This is a genomic window from Bacillus cereus group sp. N21 (genome assembly GCF_016483395.1).
GTDB lineage: Bacteria > Bacillota > Bacilli > Bacillales > Bacillaceae_G > Bacillus_A > Bacillus_A pseudomycoides.
Map to the genome: position 1 here is coordinate 73,176 of NZ_JAEHBX010000007.1, position 25,988 is coordinate 99,163.

Sequence of the window (25,988 nt, forward strand, 5' to 3'; positions counted from 1 at the left end):
CTGTCCCCCTTGTGTTACTTATTCCGTTTAATAAAATCTAATAAACGTTTCATATCCCATGTGTTAATCACAGTATCTTTTTGAATCCAGCCTTTACGTGCTGCCGCTACACCTGTTTCCATATCTTCTAACATTTCAAGTGTATGAGCATCGGTATTAATTGCTACTTTCACACCAGCATCTTGCGCTTGCTTTAGTAATTTTGCGCTTAAATCTAATCGGTTCGGATTCGCATTTAACTCTAAAACTGTATCTGTTTCTTTCGCAAGTTCAATGAGTAAATCTGTATCTACATCATACCCTTCGCGTCGTCCAAGGAGACGACCTGTTGGGTGGGCAATCATTGTAACATGCTTATTTTCAATTGCTGTGCGCAAACGTTTCATAATCGTTTCACGGTCTTGTGAGAAACTAGAGTGGATTGCACCAATTACATAATCAAGTTCTGCTAATACTTCATCATCAAAATCTAGCGTTGCATCTGGTAAAATGTCCATTTCGATTCCGCGTAAAATTGTGATATCCGGGTATTTTTCGTTAATGCGCTCAATCTCTTTTCCTTGTTCACGAAGACGCTCTTTCGTTAAACCATTTGCTACTTTCAAATATTGCGAGTGATCAGTAATTGCCATAAATTTATACCCACGCCCTCGGCACGCTTGTACCATTTCTTCAATGGAAAAAGCACCGTCGCTCCATGTTGTATGCATATGTAAATCACCTTGTATGTCAGAGAACTGAATTAAATTCGGATATTCTTTAATTAATTCGACCTCTTTTCCATCTTCACGTACTTCTGGTGGAATGAACGGCAATCCAAAATGAGCAAAAAATGCTTCTTCTGTTTCAAACGTCTTCACTTCACCCGTTTCTAAGTTTTCCACACCGTACTCACTAATCTTTTCACCTTTATCTTTCGCAATTTGGCGCATTCTTACGTTATGATCTTTTGAACCTGTGAAATGATGAAGAGTTGTAATAAATTCCTCAGGTTTTACAAGACGGAAATCAATCGAAATATCATATTCATATTGAAGACGAACGGATACTTTTGTATCACCGCTTGCAATGACTTCAATCATATTATCAAACTGTAATAAATGTTCACGTACCGCTGCTGGCTCTGTCGTTGCGATGATGAAATCTAAATCTTTCACTGTTTCGCGAACGCGTCGTAAACTACCAGCGCGAGAGAATCGAACAATTCCCTGGATATTCGACAATTTCTCTTCTATTTCCCCGGCAATAGGTAGGACCATTGCAATCGGTAAACGCTCTGGACGAGATCCAACTTGAGCAATCGCTTCTAATATTTTCTCTTCCGTTTTCTTACCGAACCCTGCTAATGCCTGTACTTTATTTTCTTCACAAGCCCTTTGCAATGTTTCCATATCAATAATGCCAAGCTCTTTGTACAACTTTGCTACTTTCTTGCCACCAAGCCCCGGTAATTTTAATAATGGTAATAGGCTACTCGGCACTTCTTTTTCAAGTTCCTGCAATACTTCTGAAGTTCCAGCTTCAATATATTCTTGAATAACTGCCGCTGTTCCTTTTCCAATGCCCGGAATCTTTGTGAAATCTTCAATTTCAGAAAGACTACGATCATCGCTTTCTAATGCTGCTGCCGCTTTACGAAATGCGGATATTTTAAATGGATTTGCGCCCTTAAGCTCCATAAAAAGGCCGATTGTCTCCAGTAATTTAATCACTTGTTTTTTATTCACTTTCATTCTTGCCCCACCTTTCTTTCATAGAAAAAAACTTCTCTTTCCGAGAAAAGAGAAGTTATACTTTGCTACCTGTCTGCCATAGTTCCTTCACTTTTTCAGAAAGAATCGGTGTATCGTCTACAATTATTTTGCTGATTGATGATTTTTGCAGTGGCGTTTGTACTTGTTCAATCGGAAGAATTGTTCCAATAATAATTAAGACAAACAAAATAATGTACACTTCTAAAAAGCCAAGAAGTGCCCCAGCAAACGCATTCACCTGTTTTATAACTGGGATTTCTGTAAACATATTCAGCAAATTCCCAAGCAATGAAAGTGCGATTTTTGTAATAATAAATAATACAATGAACGCAATTGCTTGATAGAATACTGCTTCGATATTATTCGCATCAATCCATTCTGGAACAGATACGTTCTTATCAAATGGATATGGAATAAATTTCTCAAATGTTGGTGCTAAATCTTTGCAGTACCAGTACGCAACAAGGTATGCGATAATAAAGCTTGTTAACTTTACAAGTTGCAGGACAAATCCTCTTTTTAAACCGAGGAAAAATCCCATAACAAGCAGTAAAATGATAATAATATCAATCATGTTATTCCATTCCTTTTTTTGTCATACTTTCTTTCAATTTCTCATGTTCATCTTTTAATTTTATGTAATCGTGTATGACGTTTACCGCCGTCAATACCGCTAGTCTACTCGTATCAAGCGAAGGATTCTTGGCATTGAGTTCGCGCATTTTATCATCCACAATCGCTGCTACCATGCGGATATGACTTGTACTTTCATCGCCAACAACTGAATATTGTTGACCATAGATTTCTACATTAATTCGACTTTTATTTCCCTTTTGTTGTGACAACTCACCGGCCTCCAATCACGTACAGAATCCTAAAGTTTATCATACCATGAACCATCATAATATGGAAACAGAAAGAACAATCCGATATGATAAAAATAACAATATAAAAAAGGAGCGACTACTTTGTCAAATTCTATCGTAATCCAAACAAGTTCTAGAACAATTGAAGATATGAAACAGCAATATAAACAAGCAATTGCACCGAAAGTTCCGCAAGGCGGTGTCTTTATGGCAAAAGTCCCATCTTGTACAATTACAGCCTATAAATCAGGCAAAGTAATGTTTCAAGGTACTCGTGCTCTGGAAGAAGCAGCACGTTGGCAAAATGTTTCTCAAGCACCTAAATCTTCTGTTAAGAAAACGGCAAATTCACACTGCTATGCCCCGCCTTCTTCCATTGGAACAATGTCTATAGCAGGATCCGATGAAGTAGGTACTGGAGATTACTTCGGACCGATGACAGTTGTTGCTGTATATGTAGATGCAAAGCAAATTCCATTGTTAAAAGAACTTGGTGTAAAAGACTCTAAAAATTTAAACGATGCGCAAATTGCTGAAATTGCAAAGCAACTACTTAGCGTTGTTCCTTACAGCTCTCTCGTTTTGCATAATGAAAAATATAACGAACTGTTCGAAAAAGGGAACAATCAAGGTAAACTAAAAGCGCTCTTACACAATAAAGCTCTTACACATTTACTAAAAAAGATCGCGCCGACAAAGCCAGAAGGCATCCTAATTGACCAATTTACACAACCTGATACATATTATAAATACTTAACAAAACAAAAAGAAGTACAGCGTGAAAACGTGTATTTTGCAACAAAAGGCGAAAGTGTCCATTTAGCAGTTGCAGCAGCCTCCATTTTAGCTCGCTACTCATTCGTAAAACAGTTTGATGAACTAAGCAAAAAAGCGGGTATGCCACTTCCGAAGGGGGCAGGCAAGCAAGTTGATATTGCCGCGGCTAAATTGATTCAAAAACTTGGAAAAGAACGACTTCCTGAGTTTGTGAAACTTCACTTTGCAAATACAGAAAAAGCATTTCGTTTACTGAAAAAATAACTATTTTTCAGTATCGACAATATATAAATGAACTAAACAAAATAAAAACATATAAATAAGAGTAGTCGACATGACTACTCTTATTTATATGTTTAGCTTCGTTTTTGTCTCTTATTTGATGAAGATACTTTAAAAGAACCCGTTTCGTTTGTTGTAGTTCCTTGCCCTTCGACTTGCGAGGAACCAAGACTTACTCTAGAAGGATCTTTTTTAATCTTTTTTCCCATTTTATTCACCCCTTCGCGTTACTTTTTACTTAGAGGCGAGAAACTATACAGCATAACAATCAAAATATATACTGCCGATCCAATCAGTATAAAGTCACTCTTACACTTTCATTTCTATTAACGCTAGTTCTATTTTCCTGAGAGATGAGTCTGCTCTTCACTAATATCCCATAGACGCTTTGCGGCATCCATATCCAATGCAACCTCAGATGGCTTTTTCACTTGTCTATCAGCATAATAACAACCACTATGATTGATAATATCAGTTGTTTCTGCTAGCCATACTAAAGTTTCAGCCCCTTCCTCAGGTGTGCGAGAGAAAGGCTTCATTACTGCCATAGTTAAGCGAGCTGTGAAGCCATTATCCTGGTTGAAATTCGTGGCCACAAGTCCTGGATCGAAGCAGGAAGCTATGACACCTGTTCCCTCTAGCCGCCGTGCCAACTCAGAGGTGAATAAGATGTTAGCTAATTTTGTCTGCCCATAACGCATCGTAGGACCCCCCATTAATTTCTTAACACCACGATAAAGTTGTTCTGCATCTAAATCACTGAAATCAATTCCTTTTTTAGCCATTTTGTAACCATGAGATGCCGTAGTGATGACGCGAGCTGGGGCACTTTCCTTTAAACGGTCAAGTAGCAAATTAGTAAGTAGGAATGGACCTAAATGATTAACCGCCCAGGTCATCTCCAAACCGTCCTCCGTAATTTGCCTTGTTTGAAATAAAGCACCAGCATTATTAACTAATATATCTATTCTAGGGCACTTCTCTAGAATGTCAGTAGCTACTTGGTGTATCGACTTCTGAGAAGCCATATCAGCTAGAAATACATCTACCACTGCATTACCATTCGTTGAATCCTTAATTTGAGTCACAATATCATTTGCTTTTGCTTCGTTTCGTGCAATAATCCCTAGCTTTGCACCGCGTTCTGCAAGTACCTTAGCCGCCGCTAGCCCAATCCCACTTGTCGCTCCAGTGATTACTACATACTTGTCACGCACCGTCCACTCCAAACGACTGGTAATTCCCCCCATCTCCCCAAAACCCCTCTCCCAATTTCCATAAATGATTCATTCGTTTTACTATATATGAAATGGAAAGAGAACTATGAACAACATTTTTTATCCTATCTCAAAATACTTTATAGATTTGAGCTCTGGTTACATCCTCTTCTAAATAAAAAAGCGAGAGCAATTGCTCTCGCTTTTTTATCTTAAAACTCCGAAGAACCTGGAGTTCTTGGGAATGGAATTACGTCACGGATGTTCGCCATACCAGTGATGTACATTAGGAAACGTTCGAAACCTAGGCCAAATCCAGCGTGTTTTGTGCCGCCGTATTTTCTAAGTTCTAAGTACCACCAGTAGTCTTCTTCATTCATACCTAATTCTTTAATTCTGTCTACTAAAACATCCATTCTTTCTTCACGTTGACTTCCGCCGATTAATTCACCAATGCCAGGAACGAGAAGGTCAGTAGCAGCTACTGTTTTACCGTCATCATTCATACGCATGTAGAATGCTTTAATGTCTTTCGGATAGTCAGTTACGAATACAGGGCGTTTGAAGATTTCTTCTGATAAGTATCTTTCGTGCTCTGTTTGTAAGTCAATACCCCATTCTACTGGATATTTGAAGTCTGCACCTGACTCTTGAAGCACTTTAATTGCTTCTGTATATGTGATACGGCCGAAGTCAGAGTTAATTACGTTGTTCATGCGCTCTAGAACTGTTTTATCAACAAAGCTGTTGAAGAATTCCATTTCTTCTGGTGCATGCTCTAGTACATATTTCATTGCATATTTCAACATATCTTCTGTAAGATCCATTACATCTTCAAGTTCAGCGAATGCAATCTCAGGCTCCACCATCCAGAACTCAGCTGCGTGACGAGTTGTGTTTGAGTTTTCTGCGCGGAATGTAGGTCCGAATGTGTATACATCACGGAACGCTAATGCATAAGCTTCCGCATTAAGCTGTCCACTTACTGTTAAGTTTGTTTCTTTGCCGAAGAAGTCTTTTGATTCATCAACTTTTCCGTCTTCACCTTTTGGCAAGTTGTTCATATCTTGCGTTGTTACGCGGAACATTTCGCCCGCACCTTCTGTATCACTACCAGTAATAATTGGTGTGTGAACATGTACGAATCCACGCTCTTGGAAGAATTGGTGGATTGCAAATGCTGCGATAGAACGCACGCGGAATGTTGCAGAGAACGCGTTTGTTCTTGGGCGTAAATGAGCGATTGTACGTAAGTATTCAAACGTATGACGTTTCTTTTGAAGTGGGTAATCAGAATCTGATAAGCCCTCGATATCGATTTTTTCTGCTTTAATTTCAAATGGTTGTTTTGCCCCTGGTGTTGCAACTAGCTTACCTTCTACTTTAACTGAAGAGCTAAGTGGAAGTTTTGCAATTTCTTTGAAGTTATCTAATTCTGTATCGAAAACGATTTGAACGCTTTTGAAGAAGCTACCATCGTTTAATTCGATGAAACCAAATGCTTTTGAATCACGTAAGTTACGAATCCAACCTGATACTTGTACTGTTTGATCTGCGTATTTATCTGTATCTCTATACAGACTTTTTACTAATGTGTTTTCCATAGTGAAATTCTCCTTTGCTGATATATTTGAATACAAAAAAACCTTTCATCCATAAAGGGACGAAAGGTTAAACTTCGCGGTACCACCCAATTTGTCATAAAGACCAACTTTAACTCGTATGTATGTACATACTTCCCGGTTTGTAACAGGCCGGCTTCCCGTCTAAGTCTACTCTTGAATATAAGCTTCAATTTCGGTTAGCAACTCCAAGGTGTTCTTCATATATACCGCCTCATCAGGCTCTCACCGTCCCTGACTCGCTATGGATTATAGTATATACTACTTTTCCTTATCATCGTCTTTCATTTTGTTAAACTAAAATTAATGTACTACATTCGAGGGAAAGATGCAAGTTGTCCTTTTATTTCCTAACTAGCTCTATTTCTCCAAACTTCTTCATTTGGAGCTTCAATGTATTCGCTTTGTCATAAGAAGTAATCGGGAAATTAACATAGACAGTCGTTTTACCATTCTCAACATCCTGACTATATCCTTTTGATTTATATTCTTTTCCTGTTTCGTCTACCATCTTCATATCCATAAAAGTATTTTCATCTTCTACTACTTCATCCACTGAAAATGTTAGATTCAGAGATGTTGGATTTGCCTTTGCGGATACAATTTGGATATTAGATCTTGTTTCTGCTAATCTATACTCAAACGTTGACGTTGCTTCTTCTTTCGTTTTGTCGCTAATCGGTAAATTCCATATGCCATCAATTTCTTTCCGTTCATCATTCTCATAAAAAACCTTAACGCTCTCTATTTCTAACACAGCATCTTTCAATTTAGGAATAGAACCTTGGTTCGATTCAAATACTACATCATATTGCACTTTCCCGGTCTTTCCATCTATTGATGGATTTTTATCTTCCGCTTTAGACATATACACTTTTTTGCCTTTCAATGGCTTTGTATCTGGAATAGACTCCATAATATATTTGCCATCTCCATTTTTTAATCGATAATCAAAAGACACTTCACTCACTTGTTTCTTTAGTATACTTGTATCCTCAAATACCAATTGAAAACTAAATCCTAGTTTATTCGCGTCAGCAAAATAACGGTCAAGCGCCACCGTAATCCCTTTGTCAGTAGCTATACTATTGCTTTTTTGTGGAAACTCTTCATCCACTGCTCGCTCAATTCCTTTATCATTAAAATGAAATAATTTGTTTATATTAGCTTGCACATGCTTATTTGTAAAAATACTACCAGCTATCACAAAACAACAAGCCGCCACCGCCAATTTTCTCCACATCACATTTCTTTTCTTTTTCTTTGCTTTCATACGTATCACATCATAGGAATGATCTAAAGACTTTCTAACAATACTAGGCATTTCTTTTCCCTCATGTAGCAACTGCTGAAATTCTTTTTCAAAGTTATTTTTCATTTACACTCACTCCTTCACCACTGTAATAATGATTACGTAATATCGATTTAGCTCTGGAAAGTCTTGATTTAATCGTTCCTTCTGGTTCTTTTAAAAACACGCTCATTTCTTTTATACTAAGTCCAACAATATAATATAAAACAATCGCCATTTTATAATCCTTATTTAAGCTATTTAACGCGTCTTCTAGTTCTATCTTCAAAAATTCATTTTTGTTTTGTTTTTGCTCAATGAGCTGATCTACTAACGTAATTTTTTGTCTTTTGTTTAATATACCGTTGCATGTATTGATTAATATTTTACAAATCCATGTGTTAAAGTACTCTTCATTTTTGAGTGTATGTATTTTCTCATAAGCCACTGTGATTGCTTCTTGCATCGCATCTGCTACATCCTCATCTTTCTGTAACAATCTACTTGCGACTTTGTATAATACATCTTCATACCGCTGTACAAGAGAAACAAAAGCTTCTCCATCCCCTTTTTTCGCCTTTTTCACCAAGGCTTCTAGCTTTCCCATGTAAGAACCCCCTTGCTAACTCATTTCAATATACGCTTGTTTTCCTGTTCTTTACATCCTATTAGATACAGAAAAACAATATTTGGTTGCATTGATTTTTTCTTTTTACAAAAAAAGAGGATCATCACTTTATTATGAGTGACAATTCTCTCAAATTATTTACGCAACTCCGTACTAAATTTCTCTTCTAACGCTGCTAATCCACCTATGACAATAGTTCGTTTTTTGTAATTCATTTTTAAAAACAAACATCTACAATTTAGAAAACATATTCTACACTATATATTAATGAAAAGTGAGGAAACGCAAATGAATCTGTACCATCAAAAAGGATTCCCTTCCACAAGTACACCTTTTTTTCCTTATATCGATCTACCAAAACTTCCCAAGGTCCGAAAAACAATAAATGTATCAAAATCCCCCAAAATTCAACCTCCCATAAAATCATCAAAATCTCCTGAGCTAAAAACCATGTGCTGCAGACAAATTGTAGAACATAAAATTCAGTTAGTTCCCCCTGCCAAAAAAGGAACCACTAAAGTTAAGAAACAGATATTTACTACGATTGAAAAGGTGTGTTCAGAAGTAGTTGTCATCCTTGGGTTTATCCGGAAAACCATTACCTATACGGCGGTCACTCACAATAAGGAGATTCCAAATCATAGCATCCAAGATGACGTTCCCTTCCAGTGTCTTATAGAATCAATAGATATTAAAGAAAACCAGCCAGTTCGCATCATTGAGCAGAAAATTCTCAGTGAAGTTTTTTCTCATGAAACTAATTTTGGAGAAGTAACCACAGCCTCACCTTGTGTATAATGAACAGTTCAAGTAAAGATTCAACAAAAAAGCAGCCAAACGGCTGCTTTTTTATATTATTTACGTAACTCCGCACCAAATTTTTCTTCTACCGCTGTTAATACACGACTGTGTGCTTCTGTTACTTCTTCGTCAGTTAATGTGCGTTCTGGATCGAAGTAGTTCATAGAGAATGCAAGTGATTTCTTGCCTTCTTCCATTTTTTCACCTTCGTATAAGTCAAATAGTGTTACTTCTTTTAGAAGTTCTCCGCCAGCTTCAGCAATTACTTGCTTCATTTCACCAGCTTTTACTTCTGTATTTACTACAACTGCCATATCACGTGTCATAGATGGGAAACGTGGAATTGCTGAGTAGGAAGTATCTTCTGTATCAGCAGTAAATACTTTTACTAGAGACAATTCGAATACGAACGTATCTTTCACATCTAATTGCTTTTGTGCTTCTGGGTGTAACTGACCGATGAAACCAATCACTTCTTCGTCTAGTAAGATATCAGCTGTACGGCCTGGGTGCATACCTTCACGTTTTGTTGGTAGGTATGTGATATTGTTTGAAACGCCAAGTACGTCGAACAATCCTTCTAATACACCTTTTGCAACGAAGAAGTCAACAACTTTCTTCTCACCTTGCCATGCATGATGAAGTGCAAGACCTGTCATAACACCAGCAAGATGTTGTTCTTCTTTCGGAAGCTCGCCTTCTGCTGTTGGTAGGAAGATAGAACCTACTTCATATAATGCAACACTGTCGTTTTTACGAGCGTTGTTATATGAAACTGCTTCTAACAATTGTGGTACTAAGCTTAAACGAAGTTGGCTGCGCTCTTCGCTCATTGGAAGTGCAAGATTAACAGGAGCTTTTTCGTTCGGCTCAACCATATATTGTTTTGCTTTATCAGCGCTTGTTAATGAATACGTAATCGCTTCATATAAGCCAGCACCTTCTAAGTAACGACGTACTTTACGACGTTTTGCTTGCGCTACTGTTAATTTACCACGTGTCATTGTACCAGTTGGTAGTGTAACTGGAATATGATCGTAGCCGTACAGACGACCTACTTCTTCTACTAAGTCTTCTGCAATTGTAATATCAGGACGACGTACTGGTACGTTTACATGGAATGTTCCTTCTACTTCTGTAAATGGGAATTTCAAGTTTGTAAAGATTGTACCCATTTCACTTGCAGAGATGTCTGTACCTAATACACGGTTTACTTTTTCAGCTGTAACAGATACTGTACGCTCTTGTACTTGTAAGTTATCAACTTCTACTACACCTTCAAGTGCTTCACCACCAGCATATTTCGCCATTAAAGCTGCTGCATGTTGAATTGCTTCAAATGTACGTGTTGGATCAATTCCTTTTTCAAAACGTGCACTTGATTCACTGCGAAGACCTAAATCTTTTGATGTGCGGCGCACTGTTTGCCCTGCAAAGTATGCAGACTCGATCAGAACGTTTACTGTATCGTTGTCAACTTCAGATTCAGCCCCACCCATTACACCAGCAACAGCCAATGCTTTTGTACCGTTTGTAATAACAAGGTGATGCTCTTGTAGTGTACGCTCTTGATCGTCTAATGTTTGAATCTTTTCGCCTTCTTTTGCAAGACGAACAATGATTTCTTTTGAACCTAATTTATCATAGTCAAATGCATGTAATGGTTGACCATATTCAATTAAAATGTAGTTTGTAATATCAACTACGTTGCTAATTGGACGAATACCCGCTGCCATAAGGCGCGTTTGCATCCACATTGGTGATGGACCTACCTTTACGTTTTTCACCATTTTTGCGATATATAATGGATTTTGCTCTGTTGCTTCTACACTCACAGAAATATAGTCAGAAGTTTTTTCTTCTACCTCTTGTAAGTCAGCGGCTGGTAGTTTCACTTCGCGGCCATAAATAGCAGCTACTTCATATGCAACACCTAACATATTTAAGCAATCAGCACGATTTGGTGTTAAACCAAGCTCGAGTACTTCATCATGTAAGTTTAAGATTTCAAGTGCATCTGCACCAACTTCAGCGTCACTTGGGAAGATGAAGATACCATCTGCATAATCTTTCGCAACTAATTTACCATCAATACCAAGCTCTTGTAGGGCACAAACCATACCGTGAGAAGCTTCGCCGCGTAGTTTTGCTTTTTTAATTTTGAAGTTACCAGGAAGAACCGCGCCAACTTTCGCAACTGGTACTTTTAAACCTTTTGCAATGTTAGGAGCACCGCAAATGATTTGTACTGGTTCTTCTTCACCGATGTCGATTAGACATTTGCTTAATTTATCAGCTTCTGGGTGTTTTTCACATTCTAATACGTGACCAACCACAACACCTTTTACACCTTTATTTAATACTTCAACGCCTTCTACTTCGATACCACTTTTCGTGATTTTATCTGCTAGTTCTTGTGCCGTTACATCTTTAATATCTACATATTCTTGTAACCAACGATATGATACGAACATATTTATCCTCTCCTTCCCTTACGCTCGTTTGAATTGTTGTAAGAAACGTACATCATTTGTATAGAAATGGCGAATGTCATCAACGCCGTATTTTAACATTGCGATACGCTCTGCACCCATACCGAATGCGAAACCTTGATATTCTTTTGAATCATAGCCAGCCATTTCAAGTACGTTTGGATGAACCATACCTGCACCTAAAATTTCAATCCATCCTGTTCCTTTACAAGTGCCGCAACCTTTTCCGTGACACATCATACAAGAAATATCCATCTCAACAGATGGTTCTGTGAATGGGAAGAAACTTGGACGAAGACGAATTTCACGGTCTTCACCGAACATCTTTTTCACGAATACTTGCAATGTACCTTTTAAATCACTCATACGAATATTCTTGTCAATTACAAGACCTTCAATTTGCATGAACTGATGTGAATGCGTCGCATCGTCATCATCACGGCGATACACTTTACCAGGACAAATAATTTTAATTGAACCTTTTTCTTTATTATTTTCCATTGTTCTTGCTTGCACAGAAGATGTATGTGTGCGTAGCAATGTTTCTTCTGTAATGTAAAATGTATCTTGCATATCACGCGCTGGGTGATCTTTTGGTAAGTTTAATGCTTCGAAATTGTAGTAGTCTTTCTCTACTTCTGTTCCTTCAGCTACTTCATACCCCATACCGATAAATACATCTTCAATTTGTTCAACAACCGCTGTTAACGGATGATGACAACCTGTTTCTACAGGACGGCCTGGTAATGTAACATCAATTGTTTCAGATGCTAATTTCGCTTCAATTACTGCTTTTTCGATATTGTTAATTTTGTCTTCTAAACGCGTTTGAATTGCTTCACGTACTTCATTTACTAATGCTCCCATACGTGGACGCTCTTCTGGAGATAATTTCCCCATGCCGCGTAATACTTCTGTAATCGGACCTTTTTTTCCTAAATACGCTACGCGTACATCGTTTAAGCCCTTTAGCTCTTTCGCTTCTTCAATCAGCTCTAACGCTTTTTGCTTTAGCTCTTTTAAACGTGCTTCCATTTGGAACCCTCCTAATTTTAAAAATAAAAAAACCTCGCTCCCAAAAAGGGACGAGGTAAATTCGCGGTACCACCCTAAATTGACAGAACAAGTCTGCCCACTCAATTAGTTATAACGGCTTGTTAGACCGGAACGCCTTTACATATCAATGGTCCTGGCGTCAACTCCAGAGGTGAATTCACTTCCGTCTACCATAAGAATGCTTTCAGTCTACGGCACTCTCTCCCTATATGGCGATTTTGCAAGCTACTCTTCTCTATCAACGTCTTTTCATTATTTCACTTTTATTATATGTTCATCATGAACATGTACTTCAATTTATTATAAGAAGTTTTTTATCGATTCGCAACTGGGCTTTGTAAATAATACGTTAAAATTCCAGCAGCAACCGCAACATTTAATGATTCTGCCCCGCCATAAATCGGAATATACAAGTTTTGATTACATTTTGTAAGAATTTCTAGGCGTACACCATTTCCTTCGTTTCCTACAATTAATGCAAAACTTCCTGTCGGCGTTACTTCACCATATGGAATTCCGTTTTCAAGAGATGTTCCGTATACAGGAACGTTCTTTTCTTTTAACTTATCTACCCATTCTTCTAAGTTTCCTTTCACAATCGGTAAATGGAAGATTGAACCTTGTGTAGAGCGGAGCACTTTACTATTATAAGCATCCACGCATCCTTCTCCAAGCACAACGGCATGAATACCAGCTGCATCTGCTGTACGAATAATTGTTCCTAAATTACCTGGGTCTTGTAGGCCATCTAATAATAGAAATTTCCCATCTGTAAGAGCGATTTCTTTCTCATGCTTCTCACAAACAGCAAATACACCTTGCGTCGTTTCTGTTTCACGAAGTACCTTTACAATTGCTTCCGGCACAATATACATTTCAACATCAGTAACCGTCCAATCTTTCGGAAGATCTGTCTGATCTGAGACGATAAGTTCTGTTATAACTCCTGCTTTTAAAGCTTCCTCTACTAAATGAAATCCTTCTACAAAGAATAAACCTTTTTTATCGCGCTCTTTTTTCGTCTGCAGCTTTTTCCACTGCTTTACGCGCGGATTTTGTACTGAATCAATGTTTTTCATTCTATGCATTCCCTCTCTTCTTGTCTTCTCATTATAGCCTATTTTTTATACATATTTACATAGAAAAGAACAAAAACTAACGTCAGTTTCAATTCAGAAGAAGAGGTGAAAGTGATGAACTTTAATTTACGCGGCGCTGTATTAGCAAACGTTGCAGGAAATACACAAGGCGAATTACAAGAAACAATTGTAGAAGCAATTCAAAGTGGTGAAGAAAAAATGCTTCCAGGTCTTGGTGTTTTATTTGAAGTGATTTGGCAAAATGCCGACGAAAATGGAAAGCATGAGATGTTAGAGACACTTGAGCAAGGGTTAAAAAATAAGGAATAGGAAGTCACCTTAGCTTGAGCTAGGGTGATTTTTATTTTCATGATGAATCCCCCCTCTCAATTCTTCTATTCTTAGAAACTGTTCCTTTCTCAAATTCCTCTTCTCCTAAACATTTCTACTTTACTAACACAGGCATGATGGAGTAAAATATTCAAAATATATTTACGTCTATCTTTTTGTTTCCATCATACACATCAACGAATAAAAGGAGTGAATGTTTTATGCGCCGTATCACGCTTGAACAAATTTTCCAACATCATATCACACAAAAATATGTAAACCGTTCTGGAATGGTCCACGCGATCGCCGTTGCTTACCATGCGTTTCACTTAGCAAAAAAGCATCACGCCTCAGTCGATACTGCAACAAAGGCTGGTTTTCTTCATGATATAGGACATCATACATGGTATCGTAACGGAGAATGGGACTATGAATTGTATAAAAAGAATGATATACATGCGATTAAAGGAGCGGAAAGAGCTCATAAATTACTAATTCGATTAGGAGAACATCCAAAACAAGCAAAGGAAATTTCTGTTGCAATTCTCTTGCACACAGATTCCTTTTTACTAGAACAAACGCTTGAAAGAACACCGTTACAAAATATTATTAAGTGGGCGGACGAAGCCGATGAAGAACCGGGCGGAGCTCATCACTACCGAACAATTTCTTATAAAAAAGCTCTCAAAGCAATTCAGCAATTAGATCGAATGGTAGAGCGTGAATTACAAAAACAACAACCAGCGTCCCTTGCTCATATTTCTTCAGATAAACGAAAAAAACAGGGCGAATTTGTTAAACAGTAATATATTTTGAAGATCCTGGATTGGCACTCCATACAACATCCATCACATATATAAGTGAATGGCATTAAAATAAAAATAAAAAGGGGCATCACTACATAGCGATACCTCTTTTATCCCACATTAACGGGCAGTAAGACCCCCATCGATTAAAGTTTCACTTTATTATTTTACAACTACTTCAAACTCTTTCTTTTTTAACACTATCGTCTCATTTGTCAATATGATTCCAAATGCTTCTTTATCCTCCATACATTCCTCATATACATCGGCTAAAGAACTTAAATGCTTTTGAATCATACCTTTGATAAGCCCACCGTATCGATCAATAACGAAATGTAGTACTTTTCCATTTTGTTTCTTAATCATTCATTTCTAACTTTAAATATCTGATTATTACGCAATATTAGACAATGACATACCGAAACTAAATGTGTATAATTTTTATATATAAATATAAAGAGGGGATTCGATATATGCAATCGACTACACAACTTACATACGGTCCAAAACAATCTATGTCCTGGTTACAATTTTTTGGTTCTTCCTTATTTGCCTTTTTTGGAACAGGACTACTAAGCGGCTTATTTATATTACTCCCGCTTACGATTTATAGTGAAGGCATTACAAATAAAAAGACAATTGCTCTATATGAGTCACTTGGAAATACTGCGAGCACTTTATTACAACTACTTGTTTTATTGTTATTCATCTATAAATACAAGCCGGTGAAAAACCTATTATCATCCGCCTTCAATTTCAAAGCACTAAAAAAAGTGAGTACTTACGTATACTTAGTTCTTTTCTTCATCTTAAATATCGTCTTGAATTCACTAATCTTAACACATCTATTTCCTGATGCAACAACGCAACAAGCCTCTGCTTTAAACTTAGATGTTCTAAAACAATATCAATTTTTATTAATTATTGGATTTGCAATTTTCACTCCTATCTTTGAAGAAATCATTTTCCGAGGTATCATCCTTCGTTTCTTCTCAGAACGTTTTCCATTTTGGATTGCTGCAATTGGGACGAGCTTAATCTTTGGTATTGCTCATACATACTCACTCGGCGTTATGATTGTAACTTTCCTTATGGGGCTATTGATGGCTATTTTATGCAAACGAACAAACTCCATCCTTCCAGCCATGCTATTTCATATTATGAATAATACGCTTGCGTTTTTATAAAGTGAAACTTTAATCAGTGGGGGTTTTCTTCATCCCCCACCTATCTCCCTTGTTTCTCTCTGAATCTTGAGGCGGGGAGTCTTACTGCCCACAAATAACGTGATAAATTGAAACTTTAATCTATTAAATGAAAAAGGAGTATAACTTTGCAAATACGTACACAGTTAGATCATTGGACCAAAACATCATGGCTTCAATTTCTTGGGATTTTGTTAGTTCTCTTTTTCTGTTTTCCACTCATAAATTCTGCTTTTACCATACTTCCAATTTGGTTGTATGAGCAAGCTAACCAAAATACAAATGCACCTTTACTTGAATCGCTAAAAAATATTAGCTATGAATTCGTAGCTCTACTCTTTTTGGTACTATACACGATGAAGTATAAGCCACTTAGACAACTTGTTTTACCAGCTGTTGATTTTCAATGTTTAAAAACTTTTCGCATGTACATCTATGTACTAATTTATTATGTGATTGGTGCTTTTATCGACTTCTTTATACTAGATAAACTATTCCCTGAATCCTTACAAGAACAGCTAGATGCGCTAGACTTCGCTACTTTAGAGCACTATAAATTTCTATTAGTTCTCGCAGTTGGAATCATTGCACCTATTTATGAGGAACTTGTATGCAGGGGATTGCTTTTACGTTTCTTTGAAGAGAAGTTTACATTTTGGCCAGCTGCGCTTTTATCCAGTCTATTATTTGGCATCGCTCATACATATTCAGTTGGTGTAATGGTGAGTGCATTTATTACTGGACTATTTGCCGCATTGTTATATAAACAAACAAAATCTATCATTCCAGCTATGCTACTTCATATCATTATCAATACTTCTTCTTTCTTTTATTAAATAAACCTTTTATTGTAAAATATAACTTACAAATTAGGAGGAATTTATAATATGCAAATGTTAAGCTTTCTGTGGGTTTTCTTTATGCCCGTACTTGTATCCTGTGGAATAGTTGGTGGAATTTATTTAGTTATAGCAGGAGTCAGGTATCGAAAGCTACTTGTTATTACAATGGGGATTATTTGTTTCTCATTCATCGCTATGCCTTTTATTTTCTGGGGAATGGGGATTGATGGCGATAAGATCTTACCAATTCCAACTGTCCTGTACTGGATTCTTTTCGCTTTAGCTGGCTTATTGGCAGGTATAAGCGGGATACGTAATCAAATTAAGAGCATTCGCAATATGGGGATTATCATTTGTTCGGCAGGAGTACTGGGAGCTATCTTCTATCAATTGATGTCTCTGCCGATGTAATTTTTTAGAATATAAGAACACAGAAAAAGCAGAGAAATTAATTCCCTGCTTTTCGGTTCGGCTTATTACCTGATGGCAAGAATAATGATAATACCCAGGCAATACCCGCTAATATTGTTGCAATTAAGAAAGCATCATTAATACCATTAATCGCAGACAGCTTCGAAATTTGTCCGAATAATAGTTGTGAGCTCATCGCATCTCCAGCTTGTGCTGATCCGGCAACCGCTGCTAAACTTTGTCCCATTCCGTGTACTTTATCCACTAAAATTGGGTTTGTTTTTGTTAGCATATTTCCGTAATCCGCTACGTGAGCTGTTGTTTGCTGCGTCATAATTGTAATTAAGATTGCTGTACCAATTGAACCTGCTACTTGTCTAGATGTATTTTGTGTTGCTGTACCATGAGAAATTAATTTCATCGGCAGTGCGTTCATACCTGCTGTCATAATTGGCATCATAATGAATGACATACCAAATGAACGTATAATATAATCCGTCATAATGACGCTATATGGTGTATCCATCGTTAGCTGCGTAAACTCATACGTTGCATATGTCGTAATCGCTAATCCAACTACTGCTAATGGACGAATGCCATACTTATCAAATAGTTTCCCTGCGATCGGTCCCATAATCCCCATAATTAATGATCCTGGAAGAAGCAGGAGACCTGATTCAATTGGCGTAAAGCCACGAATGTTTTGCAGGTATACAGGAAGTAATAACATACCTCCGAATAATGCCATTGTTACAATCGCGTTAATTAATAATGTAAAAGTAAACGTTGGATATTTAAACACTTGTAAATCCAGCATTTTGTTATCCGTCGTCATCTCTCTCCAAATGAACACCGCTAAACCAATTACACCAATAATAAGTGAAATAACAACTTCGGCACTGCTCCAGCTGTTGTTTCCAGCTTCACTAAATCCATACAGTAAGCTACCAAGTCCAATACTTGAACTAATAACACCAAACATATCTAACTTTGTTTTAGAAACTGGCTGAGCTAGTGTAAAGAATTTTAAAGATAATAATATGATGATTAAACCAATGGCAAACATCGCATAGAACATTAAGTTCCAGCTATAATTTTCAATCACCCATCCTGTTACAGTTGGTCCGATAGCCGGCGCTAAAATCATCGCTACCCCAAGTAATCCCATTGCAGCTCCGCGCTTATGCGGCGGGAACAAAGTCATGAAAATATTCATACCAACTGGCATTAAAATACCAGCGCCTACCGCTTGAATTACACGCCCTGTCATCATCATTGTGAAGTTTCCAGATAACGCACAAATAATAGAGCCGACTGTAAAGAATAACATAGCTGCTACAAACAATTTTCGATACGTAAACCGAGAAACTAAGAAGGCGCTAATTGGTACTAAAATCCCGTTCACGAGCATAAATCCTGTAATTAACCATTGCGCTGTTGAAGTTGATACATTGAACTCATTCATTAATGGAGGCAATGCAACATTAATGATTGTTTGGTTTAAAATGGAAACGAACATACCGAGAATTAATACCGCTACAACTGCTTTTACATTGACATTCTCTACCGGCAATTGCTTTTTCGGTACTTCTTTTGTCATTTTCTGTATTTCTTGTTCTACTAATTCTTTTTTTGTCGTTTCTAATTCTACTACATTGGAAGGTTCTGGTTCTGGTTGTTCTGATTGCGTTGTTTCTATCTTACTTACGGCTGGGACTTGTTCTTCTCCCGCGTTCGTTTTTTTCTTTCTTAAAAGACGATTTACAAGGAAGAAGACGATGATACAAAATAATGCATATCCTACAATTAAACCTGAGGACATTTTATCTTCCCCCCTTACTTATGAATACGAACTGTCACATTCATTCCAGGAACAATATTTACTGATTTGCTATGATCTAAAGAAACTTTAACTGGTACAACTTGTGTTACTTTCGTATAATTTGCTGTTGCATTGCTTGATGGTAACATAGAGAACGTATTTGCTGTTGTTAATCCAACTTGTTCTACTTTTCCTGTTAACGTTGTATCAGGATATGCATCTACATATACGTCTACTTCTTGACCTTTTTGTACACTATCAATGTCTGTTTCTTCAATGTTTGCTGTTACCCATAAATCGTTCATATCGTATGCATATGCAATTGGACTACCTGCTCCGACAAACGCATTTGTTGTTGCATTGGATTGAACAACTGTTGCATTTTTAGGAATTGTTACGTCGATTGTTTGCTCACCATTTTGTCCTGATACAGTAACAGCACCTAATTTATCGTTTTCATTGTAGCTCTTACCTACTTCGGCTTTCCATTCTGCTAATTTCCCTGCTACTGGTGATGCGATTGGGATCACTTTCCCATCGATTTTCGCATTATCTGTTTTTAAATAGTTTTCAGCTTGATTATAGTAGTAATAACCGACAATACCGCCGCCAACTAATACAATTAATGTGATAATATTAATAATCACCATTCTTCGAAACTGATTCATTGCTTTCCTCTCCTTATATCGCATATAATTTTTTTCTAAACTATTTCTACCCCTTTTGTTTATACTGTTTAATGGTTAATTATATTAACCATTAAACAAAAAAATCACAGCCTTTGCTATGCAACACAATCTTTACCTGCATGCTCGCGGTGCTGTTTTCTAAAGGAATATCGTTTATAATTATAAATAATTATTTTGAATCTACAACCGACAATGCGAGCATATGTGTTGGTTATCCAACACTTTGCTATCTATTTGTTGTTTAAGTGATTAAAATTCAGCAAGGAGAAATAAAATGTCTATTAAAAATACAAACGATCCGCGTGTGAAACGAACGAGACAATTAATACAGGATGCTTTTGTCGCTTTAGTAGGCGAAAAAGGATTTGACAATGTCACAGTGCAACATATCGCTGAACGTGCTCCTGTCAATCGTGCTACCTTTTATAGCCATTATCATGATAAATACGATTTATTGGATAAGAGTATAGAGGAGATGTTAGCATCTTTATCAGAAGTGATTAAGCCAAAAAAGCAAACAAAAGAAGATTTTCAGCTTACATTCGATTCACCTAATCCAATTTTTCTAGCCTTATTTGAACACATCGCTGAGAATGCAACCTTTTATAACGTAATGCTCGGAGACAAAGCAGCTGGAAACTATTCTTATAAAATGATGAAAACCATTCAAACACATTTAACATTAAGTCTTTCTATTTCACAGCCAGATGATGACGAACTTATGGTTCCTCGTGATATTCTCATTAGCTATGTAACAGGTGCGCATATCGGTATGATTATGTCGTGGTTAAAAAGAGGGATGATTTATACGCCGCACTTTATGGCGATGCAGCTTACAAGGTTGATTATTTTAGGAGCGCATACTGCTGCTGGACTAGAGAGACCTTTTTAACAAGATATATTTATAACGCATTAAAGATCTTTCATATAGTATTTAGTAATATTTACAAAATCATCAGAGGGAGTATTATTTTATGAAGAGAGGAATAAGTTTTCAACTACCTAATACTGATAAATATGACTCTTGTCTTGGGGATGTATTAAAACCAATAGACATTTCTACTTTCAGTTGGAGAGTTACCCCCGTAGAGTCTTATTTAGTAGTTAATGATGAGTTAGATATAGATAAAGACCTTTTTGAAACAGATAATGAAATAATGGAAGGTGCTGATCTTAAAAATCTATTAGAAAACAATGTCTATTATATTATTTTCGCTGATTTACAAGCATATCCGAAAGGCAAAGTTTCAGAAATTGAAACTTATGAAGAATTCGTTGAAAGTGAGTGTGAACTCGTTCTTTTCGTAGTGGACAGCTACTACACTGTCATTTACTGCAAAGATAAAGAAAAACTCGAATTACTTTATAAGAACGCAGCAGTCTTCGGATTTGAAAATATACAATTTATTACTGATGAAAATGATACAAGAACAAGAATAACTGCATGGTAAAAACATAAAAAAAGCGAAGGAACCCCCTTCGCTTTTTCTTATTAATTAAATGTGATATTATGTACAGCCTCTTTATCAAGACGTTTGATAACTTCTACAATTAACTTCACTGCATTCTCATAATCATCACGATGTAACATTGCTGCATGAGAGTGAATATAACGAGTTGCAATCGTAATCGCCATAGATGGAATACCATTGACAGAAATATGAATTGCACCTGCGTCAGTCCCGCCACCAGCTACAGAATCATATTGATACGGGATATCTAATTCATCCGCCACATCAACTACGAAATTGCGAAGCCCAGTATGTCCAATGACTGATGCATCATATAAAATGATTTGTGGTCCATCGCCCATTTTACTTTGCGCTTCTTTTTCTGTTACTCCTGGTGTGTCGCCGGCAATACCAACATCTACAGCAAATGCGATATCTGGTTTAATATAATGTGCAGATGTTTTCGCACCGCGAAGACCTACTTCTTCTTGAACAGTTCCAACGCCGTATACAACGTTTGGATGCTTTTCATCTTTTAATTGTTTTAACACGTCAATTGCAATAGCACAGCCAATGCGATTATCCCATGCTTTTGCAAGTAGCATCTTTTCATTTTTCATCACTTGGAATTCAAAGTATGGTACAACTTGATCCCCTGGTCGTACGCCCCATTCCATTGCTTCTTCTTTGCTAGAAGCACCGATATCAATGAACATGTCCTTAATTTCAACCGGTTTTTTACGAGCTTCTGCTGGTAAAATGTGTGGTGGTTTTGAACCAATTACACCTGTTACATCACCTTTACGTGTTACAATTGTTACGCGCTGCGCAAGCATAACTTGTGACCACCAGCCACCAACTGTTTGAAAACGAAGGAAACCTTTGTCATCAATTTGCGTAATCATAAAGCCAACTTCATCTAAGTGGCCAGCTACCATAATTTTCGGACCGTTTTCTTCCCCAACTTTTTTCGCAACTAAACTTCCTAAATTATCTGTAGAAAGTTCATCTGCAAATGGTTCGATATATTTTTTCATAACTTCACGTGGTTCGCGCTCATTACCTGCAATCCCACGTGCATCTGTTAATTCTTTTAGCATTGTCAATGTCGAATCTAATTTTGTCATTGCCAACACCCTCCTTTTTCTTCATTCACTTCATTATACAAAAGTAAATTGAAATATTCAAAAAACAAATCAATACCCTTGTGTTTGACGCTGATGATTGACTTCGTTTTTATCTAAATATGCTTTTTCAATTTCTTCTTGACCAAACTCAAGAGCTTGTCCTAAACGAAGGTAGCTTGTAAATAGTTCAATATAATTTGTAATAGACGGTTGGTCCGTAAAACGAATTACTTTCGCATACGTGTCTAAGAAAATTTCAACTTGTGTTTTGTTCGTTTGAGCACATTTATAAAATAGGAAGTTTTTATCAATTCCCAGGTCAATTCCAATCGATAAAATAAAGTGCAGGCCATCTACATATTCTTCAAGTATAACTTCACGTTCAGCTGCTGGTTTTTTGCTCCAATATTTAAAACAACGTGTTTCATTTGCAAGTTCTCCAATTTCAACAAGGAGTGCTAGCATTTTTTCTTTTAATAATTTCTTCGGTTGTAAATCATGTTCTTTCACAATACGATCATCTAACTCTTTTTGTAATTTAAATAGCTGTAGTAAATCCATTCTATTCCTCCTCCAACATCGCATAAAAACAATGTTGTTTCATCTCATATTTATTGTAAGCTTTAAAAATCCTACCCTTTATTATCTAGTTAGCTTCCTAGCCCCTTATAAAATAGCTTGTCCCTAAATCATCAATACGTTTCAGACATCATCTACATATGATGAAACTTCCATATCATCTTTCCATTATAGCAGTGTCGTTTCTACTAGGAAAGATGCCTTTAAACGACAGTAAAAAAGCCAGAGGAAACCTCCGACTTTTTTACTGCATATTCTTCTATATTGTTATAGCTTTTATACTTATTTTGTCATATCAAGTACAACACGTCCATTAATCTTTCCTTCTTCCATTTCACTAAAAATCTCATTAATTTCATCAAGATGACGTGTTTCTATAATTGCTTTTACTTTTCCTTCTGCGGCAAATTGCAATGTTTCTTGTAAGTCTTTTCTTGTCCCTACGATAGAGCCAATAATTTTCACGCCATTTAAGACGGTATCAAAGATTGGTACTTCCATCATTTCTGGTGGTAACCCTACTGCTACACACGCGCCACCTCGTCTAACAGAACGGTACGCTTGATCAAATGCCGGTTTTGACACGGCTGTACAAATAGATGCATGCACACCTTTTACTTTCTTGAATATCCACGCTGCCGCATCTTCTTTAAGTGGATTCACAGCTAAATCTGCACCAAGTTCTTTGGCGAGCTCTAATTTATCATCTACGGTATCAACAGCAACAACATGTAACCCCATTGCTTTTGCATATTGAACAGCTAAATGCCCAAGGCCACCGATACCAAAAATCGCGACCCAATCGCCAGGTTTTGCTTCTGATGCTTTTAATGCTTTATATGTTGTAACACCGGCACAAAATAGCGGTGCTGCATCAACGAACTCTAAGTTATCCGGTACTTTCACAACATAATCAGCTGCTGCAACGCAATACTCTGCATAACCACCATCAACTGAGTAACCTGCATTATGTTGATCTAAGCAAAGCGTTTCACGGCCAGATAAACAATATTCACAATGACCACACGCTGAATATAGCCATGGTACTCCAACCCGGTCACCAACTTTTACGTGAGTAACACCTTCCCCTACTTCTTCAATAACTCCAACACCTTCATGTCCTGGAATTAATGGGAGTTTCGGTTTTACCGGCCAATCACCGTGCGCCGCATGTAAATCTGTATGGCAAACGCCGCATGCTTCAATATGTACAAGAACTTCACCAAGTTCAGCTTTTGGTTTTGGAACTTCTTTCACTTCTAACTTCTCTTTGAACTCATTTACAACTGCTGCTTTCATGTAAACGCCTCCTAGTTATAGATACAAAAAGTTCTTACAAGTTCATCTTAATATAATAGAAGAAACGAGAGGCAGTTGAATTATGACAATAATTTGCGAAATATATCACAAATTATCGAACGATTATATTAATTATAAAAGTAGCTCCAAACAATAAAAAAACCTCAGAAGAAAATTCTTCTAAGGTTTTTGAACAATTAGTTTAAGTTGTTTTTTGCAACTGTTGCTAATTCAGCGAAAGCTTTTTCGTCATGAACAGCTAAGTCAGCAAGCATCTTGCGGTTAACTTCGATACCAGCAACTTTTAAACCGTGCATTAAACGGCTGTAAGAAAGACCGTTAATACGAGCAGCTGCGTTGATACGAGTGATCCATAATTTACGGAAGTCACGTTTCTTTTGACGACGGTCACGGAATGCATATAGTAAAGATTTCATAACCTGTTGGTTAGCAACCTTAAATAATGTATTTTTAGAACCGTAGTAACCTTTTGCTAATTTTATAACTTTTTTACGACGTTGACGAGTAACTGTACCACCTTTTACTCTTGGCATAATATTACCTCCTATTTGTTCTATATATCAGCCGAACTTATTTTAAGTTGTCAAGCATTTGACGAATGCGTTTGAAGTCACCAGCGCTTACTACACCAGCTTTACGTAGTTTACGTTTAGCTTTCGTAGATTTGTTAGCGAATAAATGGCTTGTGTAAGCGTGTGAACGCTTAAGTTTACCAGATCCAGTCTTTTTGAAACGCTTTGCAGCGCCGCGATGAGTTTTTTGTTTAGGCATAGGTATTTCCTCCTCTATCTATTACTTATCGTTTTTCGGTGCTAAAACTAAGAACATACTACGTCCTTCCATTTTAGGCTTAGATTCGATTGTACTAACTTCAGCACAAGCTTCTGAGAAGCGATCTAAAACACGTTGACCGATTTCTTTATGAGTAATGGCACGTCCTTTAAAGCGAATTGACGCTTTAACCTTGTCGCCTTTCTCTAAAAACTTGATAGCATTACGAAGTTTTGTGTTAAAGTCGTGTTCATCAATTGTTGGACTTAAACGAACTTCTTTCATGCTAATTACTTTTTGATTTTTGCGCTGTTCTTTTTCTTTCTTTTGTTGCTCAAAGCGGAATTTACCGTAGTCCATAATGCGGCATACTGGCGGTTTCGCATTTGGAGCAACCAATACTAAATCAAGATTAAGATTTGCAGCTAAGTCTAAAGCGTCATTACGAGACTTGATGCCAAGTTGATCACCATTCGCACCAACTAAACGTACTTCACGTGCACGAATTTGCTCGTTAATCATCATATCCTTGCTAATAGTAAGCCACCTCCAAGGTTTTCTTAGAATACGTTTGTAGTCATAGAACCCAAACAAAAAAGTGTGGGCATACGGACACCCACACTTGTACAATCTTAAGTAAGAAAGACATTTACCTGCTAACTGCGTATGCGTCAATCAGGTGAGAAGCGGGTGCTTCTACTTGTTCTACAAAACAATATTCTATTATCCTTGATGATTTTACCATAGGATATAACGTCTGTCAAGACGAC

General features: G+C 37.1%; 29 protein-coding genes and 3 other annotated features. Of the genes, 9 read left to right on the forward strand and 20 right to left on the reverse strand.

What is annotated here, in order from left to right:
• Nucleotides 1–14: 14 nt before the first annotated feature.
• The 3 genes from polX to zapA are packed head-to-tail and all read right to left on the reverse strand — an operon-like array spanning nt 15 to nt 2,599.
• Nucleotides 15–1,733: a DNA polymerase/3'-5' exonuclease PolX gene (gene polX, locus JDS96_RS06155; RefSeq protein ID WP_199666385.1), complete on the reverse strand. Its 1,719-nt coding sequence runs from the start codon at nt 1,731–1,733 to the stop codon at nt 15–17.
• Between the two features lie 55 nt (nt 1,734–1,788).
• Nucleotides 1,789–2,328, reverse strand: coding sequence for a CvpA family protein (locus JDS96_RS06160; protein ID WP_016116555.1), 540 nt, complete (start codon nt 2,326–2,328; stop codon nt 1,789–1,791).
• Between the two features lies 1 nt (nt 2,329).
• Entirely contained in the window at nt 2,330–2,599 is a 270-nt protein-coding gene (zapA, locus tag JDS96_RS06165) for a cell division protein ZapA (protein WP_000082702.1), read from the reverse strand.
• A gap of 123 nt (nt 2,600–2,722) precedes the next feature.
• Between zapA and rnhC the strand changes: the two genes are divergently transcribed.
• A complete protein-coding gene (gene rnhC, locus JDS96_RS06170) occupies nt 2,723–3,661 on the forward strand; it encodes a ribonuclease HIII (RefSeq protein WP_199666386.1) in 939 nt (312 codons plus the stop codon).
• 92 nt (nt 3,662–3,753) lie between these two features.
• On the opposite strand, the gene JDS96_RS06175 is transcribed toward rnhC, so the two are convergent.
• The 5 genes from JDS96_RS06175 to JDS96_RS06195 all read right to left on the reverse strand — a co-directional run bounded on the left by JDS96_RS06175 (nt 3,754) and on the right by JDS96_RS06195 (nt 8,416).
• A complete protein-coding gene (locus JDS96_RS06175) occupies nt 3,754–3,888 on the reverse strand; it encodes a YuzL family protein (RefSeq protein WP_199666387.1) in 135 nt (44 codons plus the stop codon).
• A gap of 129 nt (nt 3,889–4,017) precedes the next feature.
• Nucleotides 4,018–4,929, reverse strand: coding sequence for an SDR family oxidoreductase (locus JDS96_RS06180; RefSeq protein ID WP_199666388.1), 912 nt, complete (start codon nt 4,927–4,929; stop codon nt 4,018–4,020).
• A 179-nt stretch (nt 4,930–5,108) separates the two neighbouring features.
• Nucleotides 5,109–6,500 carry an asparagine--tRNA ligase gene (gene asnS / locus JDS96_RS06185; RefSeq protein ID WP_006096202.1) on the reverse strand — a complete coding sequence of 464 codons (1,392 nt, stop codon included), beginning with the start codon at nt 6,498–6,500 and terminating at the stop codon, nt 5,109–5,111.
• A gap of 52 nt (nt 6,501–6,552) precedes the next feature.
• Nucleotides 6,553–6,805 (reverse strand) — a binding site (T-box leader).
• 56 nt (nt 6,806–6,861) lie between these two features.
• Nucleotides 6,862–7,896 carry a DUF4179 domain-containing protein gene (locus JDS96_RS06190; RefSeq protein ID WP_242479863.1) on the reverse strand — a complete coding sequence of 345 codons (1,035 nt, stop codon included), beginning with the start codon at nt 7,894–7,896 and terminating at the stop codon, nt 6,862–6,864.
• Complete coding sequence (locus JDS96_RS06195; protein WP_003200881.1) at nt 7,886–8,416, reverse strand: sigma-70 family RNA polymerase sigma factor; 531 nt, start codon at nt 8,414–8,416, stop codon at nt 7,886–7,888. Before JDS96_RS06195 ends, JDS96_RS06190 begins: the two co-directional genes overlap by 11 nt.
• A gap of 309 nt (nt 8,417–8,725) precedes the next feature.
• Here JDS96_RS06195 and JDS96_RS06200 point away from each other — a divergent pair, with 309 nt between their 5' ends.
• Nucleotides 8,726–9,235: a hypothetical protein gene (locus JDS96_RS06200; RefSeq protein ID WP_242479864.1), complete on the forward strand. Its 510-nt coding sequence runs from the start codon at nt 8,726–8,728 to the stop codon at nt 9,233–9,235.
• Nucleotides 9,236–9,291: 56 nt separating this feature from the next.
• Here the strand turns inward: JDS96_RS06200 and pheT are convergent, their stop codons facing one another.
• The 3 genes from pheT to JDS96_RS06215 form a co-directional block, all read right to left on the reverse strand.
• Nucleotides 9,292–11,712, reverse strand: a complete 2,421-nt coding sequence (gene pheT, locus JDS96_RS06205) for a phenylalanine--tRNA ligase subunit beta (protein ID WP_199666390.1) — start codon at nt 11,710–11,712, stop codon at nt 9,292–9,294.
• 18 nt (nt 11,713–11,730) lie between these two features.
• Entirely contained in the window at nt 11,731–12,765 is a 1,035-nt protein-coding gene (gene pheS, locus JDS96_RS06210; protein ID WP_098927846.1) for a phenylalanine--tRNA ligase subunit alpha, read from the reverse strand.
• Between the two features lie 43 nt (nt 12,766–12,808).
• Nucleotides 12,809–13,037: a binding site (T-box leader), on the reverse strand.
• 63 nt (nt 13,038–13,100) lie between these two features.
• Nucleotides 13,101–13,865: a TrmH family RNA methyltransferase gene (locus tag JDS96_RS06215; RefSeq protein WP_018764445.1), complete on the reverse strand. Its 765-nt coding sequence runs from the start codon at nt 13,863–13,865 to the stop codon at nt 13,101–13,103.
• A gap of 114 nt (nt 13,866–13,979) precedes the next feature.
• Here JDS96_RS06215 and sspI point away from each other — a divergent pair, with 114 nt between their 5' ends.
• Together sspI and JDS96_RS06225 are read left to right on the forward strand one after the other, a co-directional pair.
• On the forward strand, nt 13,980–14,195 hold the full coding sequence (sspI, locus tag JDS96_RS06220) for a small acid-soluble spore protein SspI (protein WP_199666391.1): 216 nt from the start codon (nt 13,980–13,982) through the stop codon (nt 14,193–14,195).
• A 221-nt stretch (nt 14,196–14,416) separates the two neighbouring features.
• Nucleotides 14,417–15,001 carry an HD domain-containing protein gene (locus JDS96_RS06225; protein WP_199666392.1) on the forward strand — a complete coding sequence of 195 codons (585 nt, stop codon included), beginning with the start codon at nt 14,417–14,419 and terminating at the stop codon, nt 14,999–15,001.
• A 162-nt stretch (nt 15,002–15,163) separates the two neighbouring features.
• On the opposite strand, the gene JDS96_RS31920 is transcribed toward JDS96_RS06225, so the two are convergent.
• A complete protein-coding gene (locus JDS96_RS31920) occupies nt 15,164–15,367 on the reverse strand; it encodes a hypothetical protein (protein WP_242479865.1) in 204 nt (67 codons plus the stop codon).
• Between the two features lie 107 nt (nt 15,368–15,474).
• Between JDS96_RS31920 and JDS96_RS06235 the strand changes: the two genes are divergently transcribed.
• The 3 genes from JDS96_RS06235 (at nt 15,475) to JDS96_RS06245 (ending at nt 17,459) form a co-directional block, all read left to right on the forward strand.
• Nucleotides 15,475–16,188 (forward strand): CPBP family intramembrane glutamic endopeptidase, encoded by a 714-nt coding sequence (locus JDS96_RS06235; RefSeq protein ID WP_199666393.1) that lies wholly within the window; start codon nt 15,475–15,477, stop codon nt 16,186–16,188.
• Nucleotides 16,189–16,334: 146 nt separating this feature from the next.
• Nucleotides 16,335–17,042: a CPBP family intramembrane glutamic endopeptidase gene (locus tag JDS96_RS06240; protein ID WP_199666394.1), complete on the forward strand. Its 708-nt coding sequence runs from the start codon at nt 16,335–16,337 to the stop codon at nt 17,040–17,042.
• 51 nt (nt 17,043–17,093) lie between these two features.
• On the forward strand, nt 17,094–17,459 hold the full coding sequence (locus tag JDS96_RS06245; protein ID WP_199666395.1) for an ammonia permease: 366 nt from the start codon (nt 17,094–17,096) through the stop codon (nt 17,457–17,459).
• A 37-nt stretch (nt 17,460–17,496) separates the two neighbouring features.
• On the opposite strand, the gene JDS96_RS06250 is transcribed toward JDS96_RS06245, so the two are convergent.
• Nucleotides 17,497–19,281, reverse strand: a complete 1,785-nt coding sequence (locus JDS96_RS06250; protein WP_199666396.1) for a DHA2 family efflux MFS transporter permease subunit — start codon at nt 19,279–19,281, stop codon at nt 17,497–17,499.
• 14 nt (nt 19,282–19,295) lie between these two features.
• Nucleotides 19,296–19,949, reverse strand: a complete 654-nt coding sequence (locus JDS96_RS06255; protein ID WP_098784817.1) for an HlyD family secretion protein — start codon at nt 19,947–19,949, stop codon at nt 19,296–19,298.
• Between the two features lie 295 nt (nt 19,950–20,244).
• Here JDS96_RS06255 and JDS96_RS06260 point away from each other — a divergent pair, with 295 nt between their 5' ends.
• Both JDS96_RS06260 and JDS96_RS06265 read left to right on the forward strand, forming a co-directional pair.
• Nucleotides 20,245–20,862 (forward strand): TetR/AcrR family transcriptional regulator, encoded by a 618-nt coding sequence (locus JDS96_RS06260; protein ID WP_199666397.1) that lies wholly within the window; start codon nt 20,245–20,247, stop codon nt 20,860–20,862.
• A gap of 82 nt (nt 20,863–20,944) precedes the next feature.
• Complete coding sequence (locus JDS96_RS06265; protein WP_199666398.1) at nt 20,945–21,421, forward strand: DUF2691 family protein; 477 nt, start codon at nt 20,945–20,947, stop codon at nt 21,419–21,421.
• Nucleotides 21,422–21,462: 41 nt separating this feature from the next.
• On the opposite strand, the gene JDS96_RS06270 is transcribed toward JDS96_RS06265, so the two are convergent.
• The 6 genes from JDS96_RS06270 to infC form a co-directional block, all read right to left on the reverse strand.
• Complete coding sequence (locus JDS96_RS06270; RefSeq protein ID WP_016116571.1) at nt 21,463–22,548, reverse strand: M42 family metallopeptidase; 1,086 nt, start codon at nt 22,546–22,548, stop codon at nt 21,463–21,465.
• A 69-nt stretch (nt 22,549–22,617) separates the two neighbouring features.
• Entirely contained in the window at nt 22,618–23,109 is a 492-nt protein-coding gene (locus tag JDS96_RS06275; RefSeq protein ID WP_003200923.1) for a dUTP diphosphatase, read from the reverse strand.
• A gap of 300 nt (nt 23,110–23,409) precedes the next feature.
• Entirely contained in the window at nt 23,410–24,426 is a 1,017-nt protein-coding gene (gene adhP, locus JDS96_RS06280) for an alcohol dehydrogenase AdhP (protein ID WP_199666399.1), read from the reverse strand.
• 197 nt (nt 24,427–24,623) lie between these two features.
• Nucleotides 24,624–24,980: a 50S ribosomal protein L20 gene (rplT, locus tag JDS96_RS06285; RefSeq protein WP_003201011.1), complete on the reverse strand. Its 357-nt coding sequence runs from the start codon at nt 24,978–24,980 to the stop codon at nt 24,624–24,626.
• A gap of 37 nt (nt 24,981–25,017) precedes the next feature.
• Nucleotides 25,018–25,218: a 50S ribosomal protein L35 gene (gene rpmI / locus JDS96_RS06290; protein ID WP_001125945.1), complete on the reverse strand. Its 201-nt coding sequence runs from the start codon at nt 25,216–25,218 to the stop codon at nt 25,018–25,020.
• Between the two features lie 21 nt (nt 25,219–25,239).
• A complete protein-coding gene (gene infC / locus JDS96_RS06295; protein WP_000973214.1) occupies nt 25,240–25,743 on the reverse strand; it encodes a translation initiation factor IF-3 in 504 nt (167 codons plus the stop codon).
• A 61-nt stretch (nt 25,744–25,804) separates the two neighbouring features.
• Nucleotides 25,805–25,926 (reverse strand) — a sequence feature (ribosomal protein L20 leader region).
• Nucleotides 25,927–25,988: the final 62 nt, after the last annotated feature.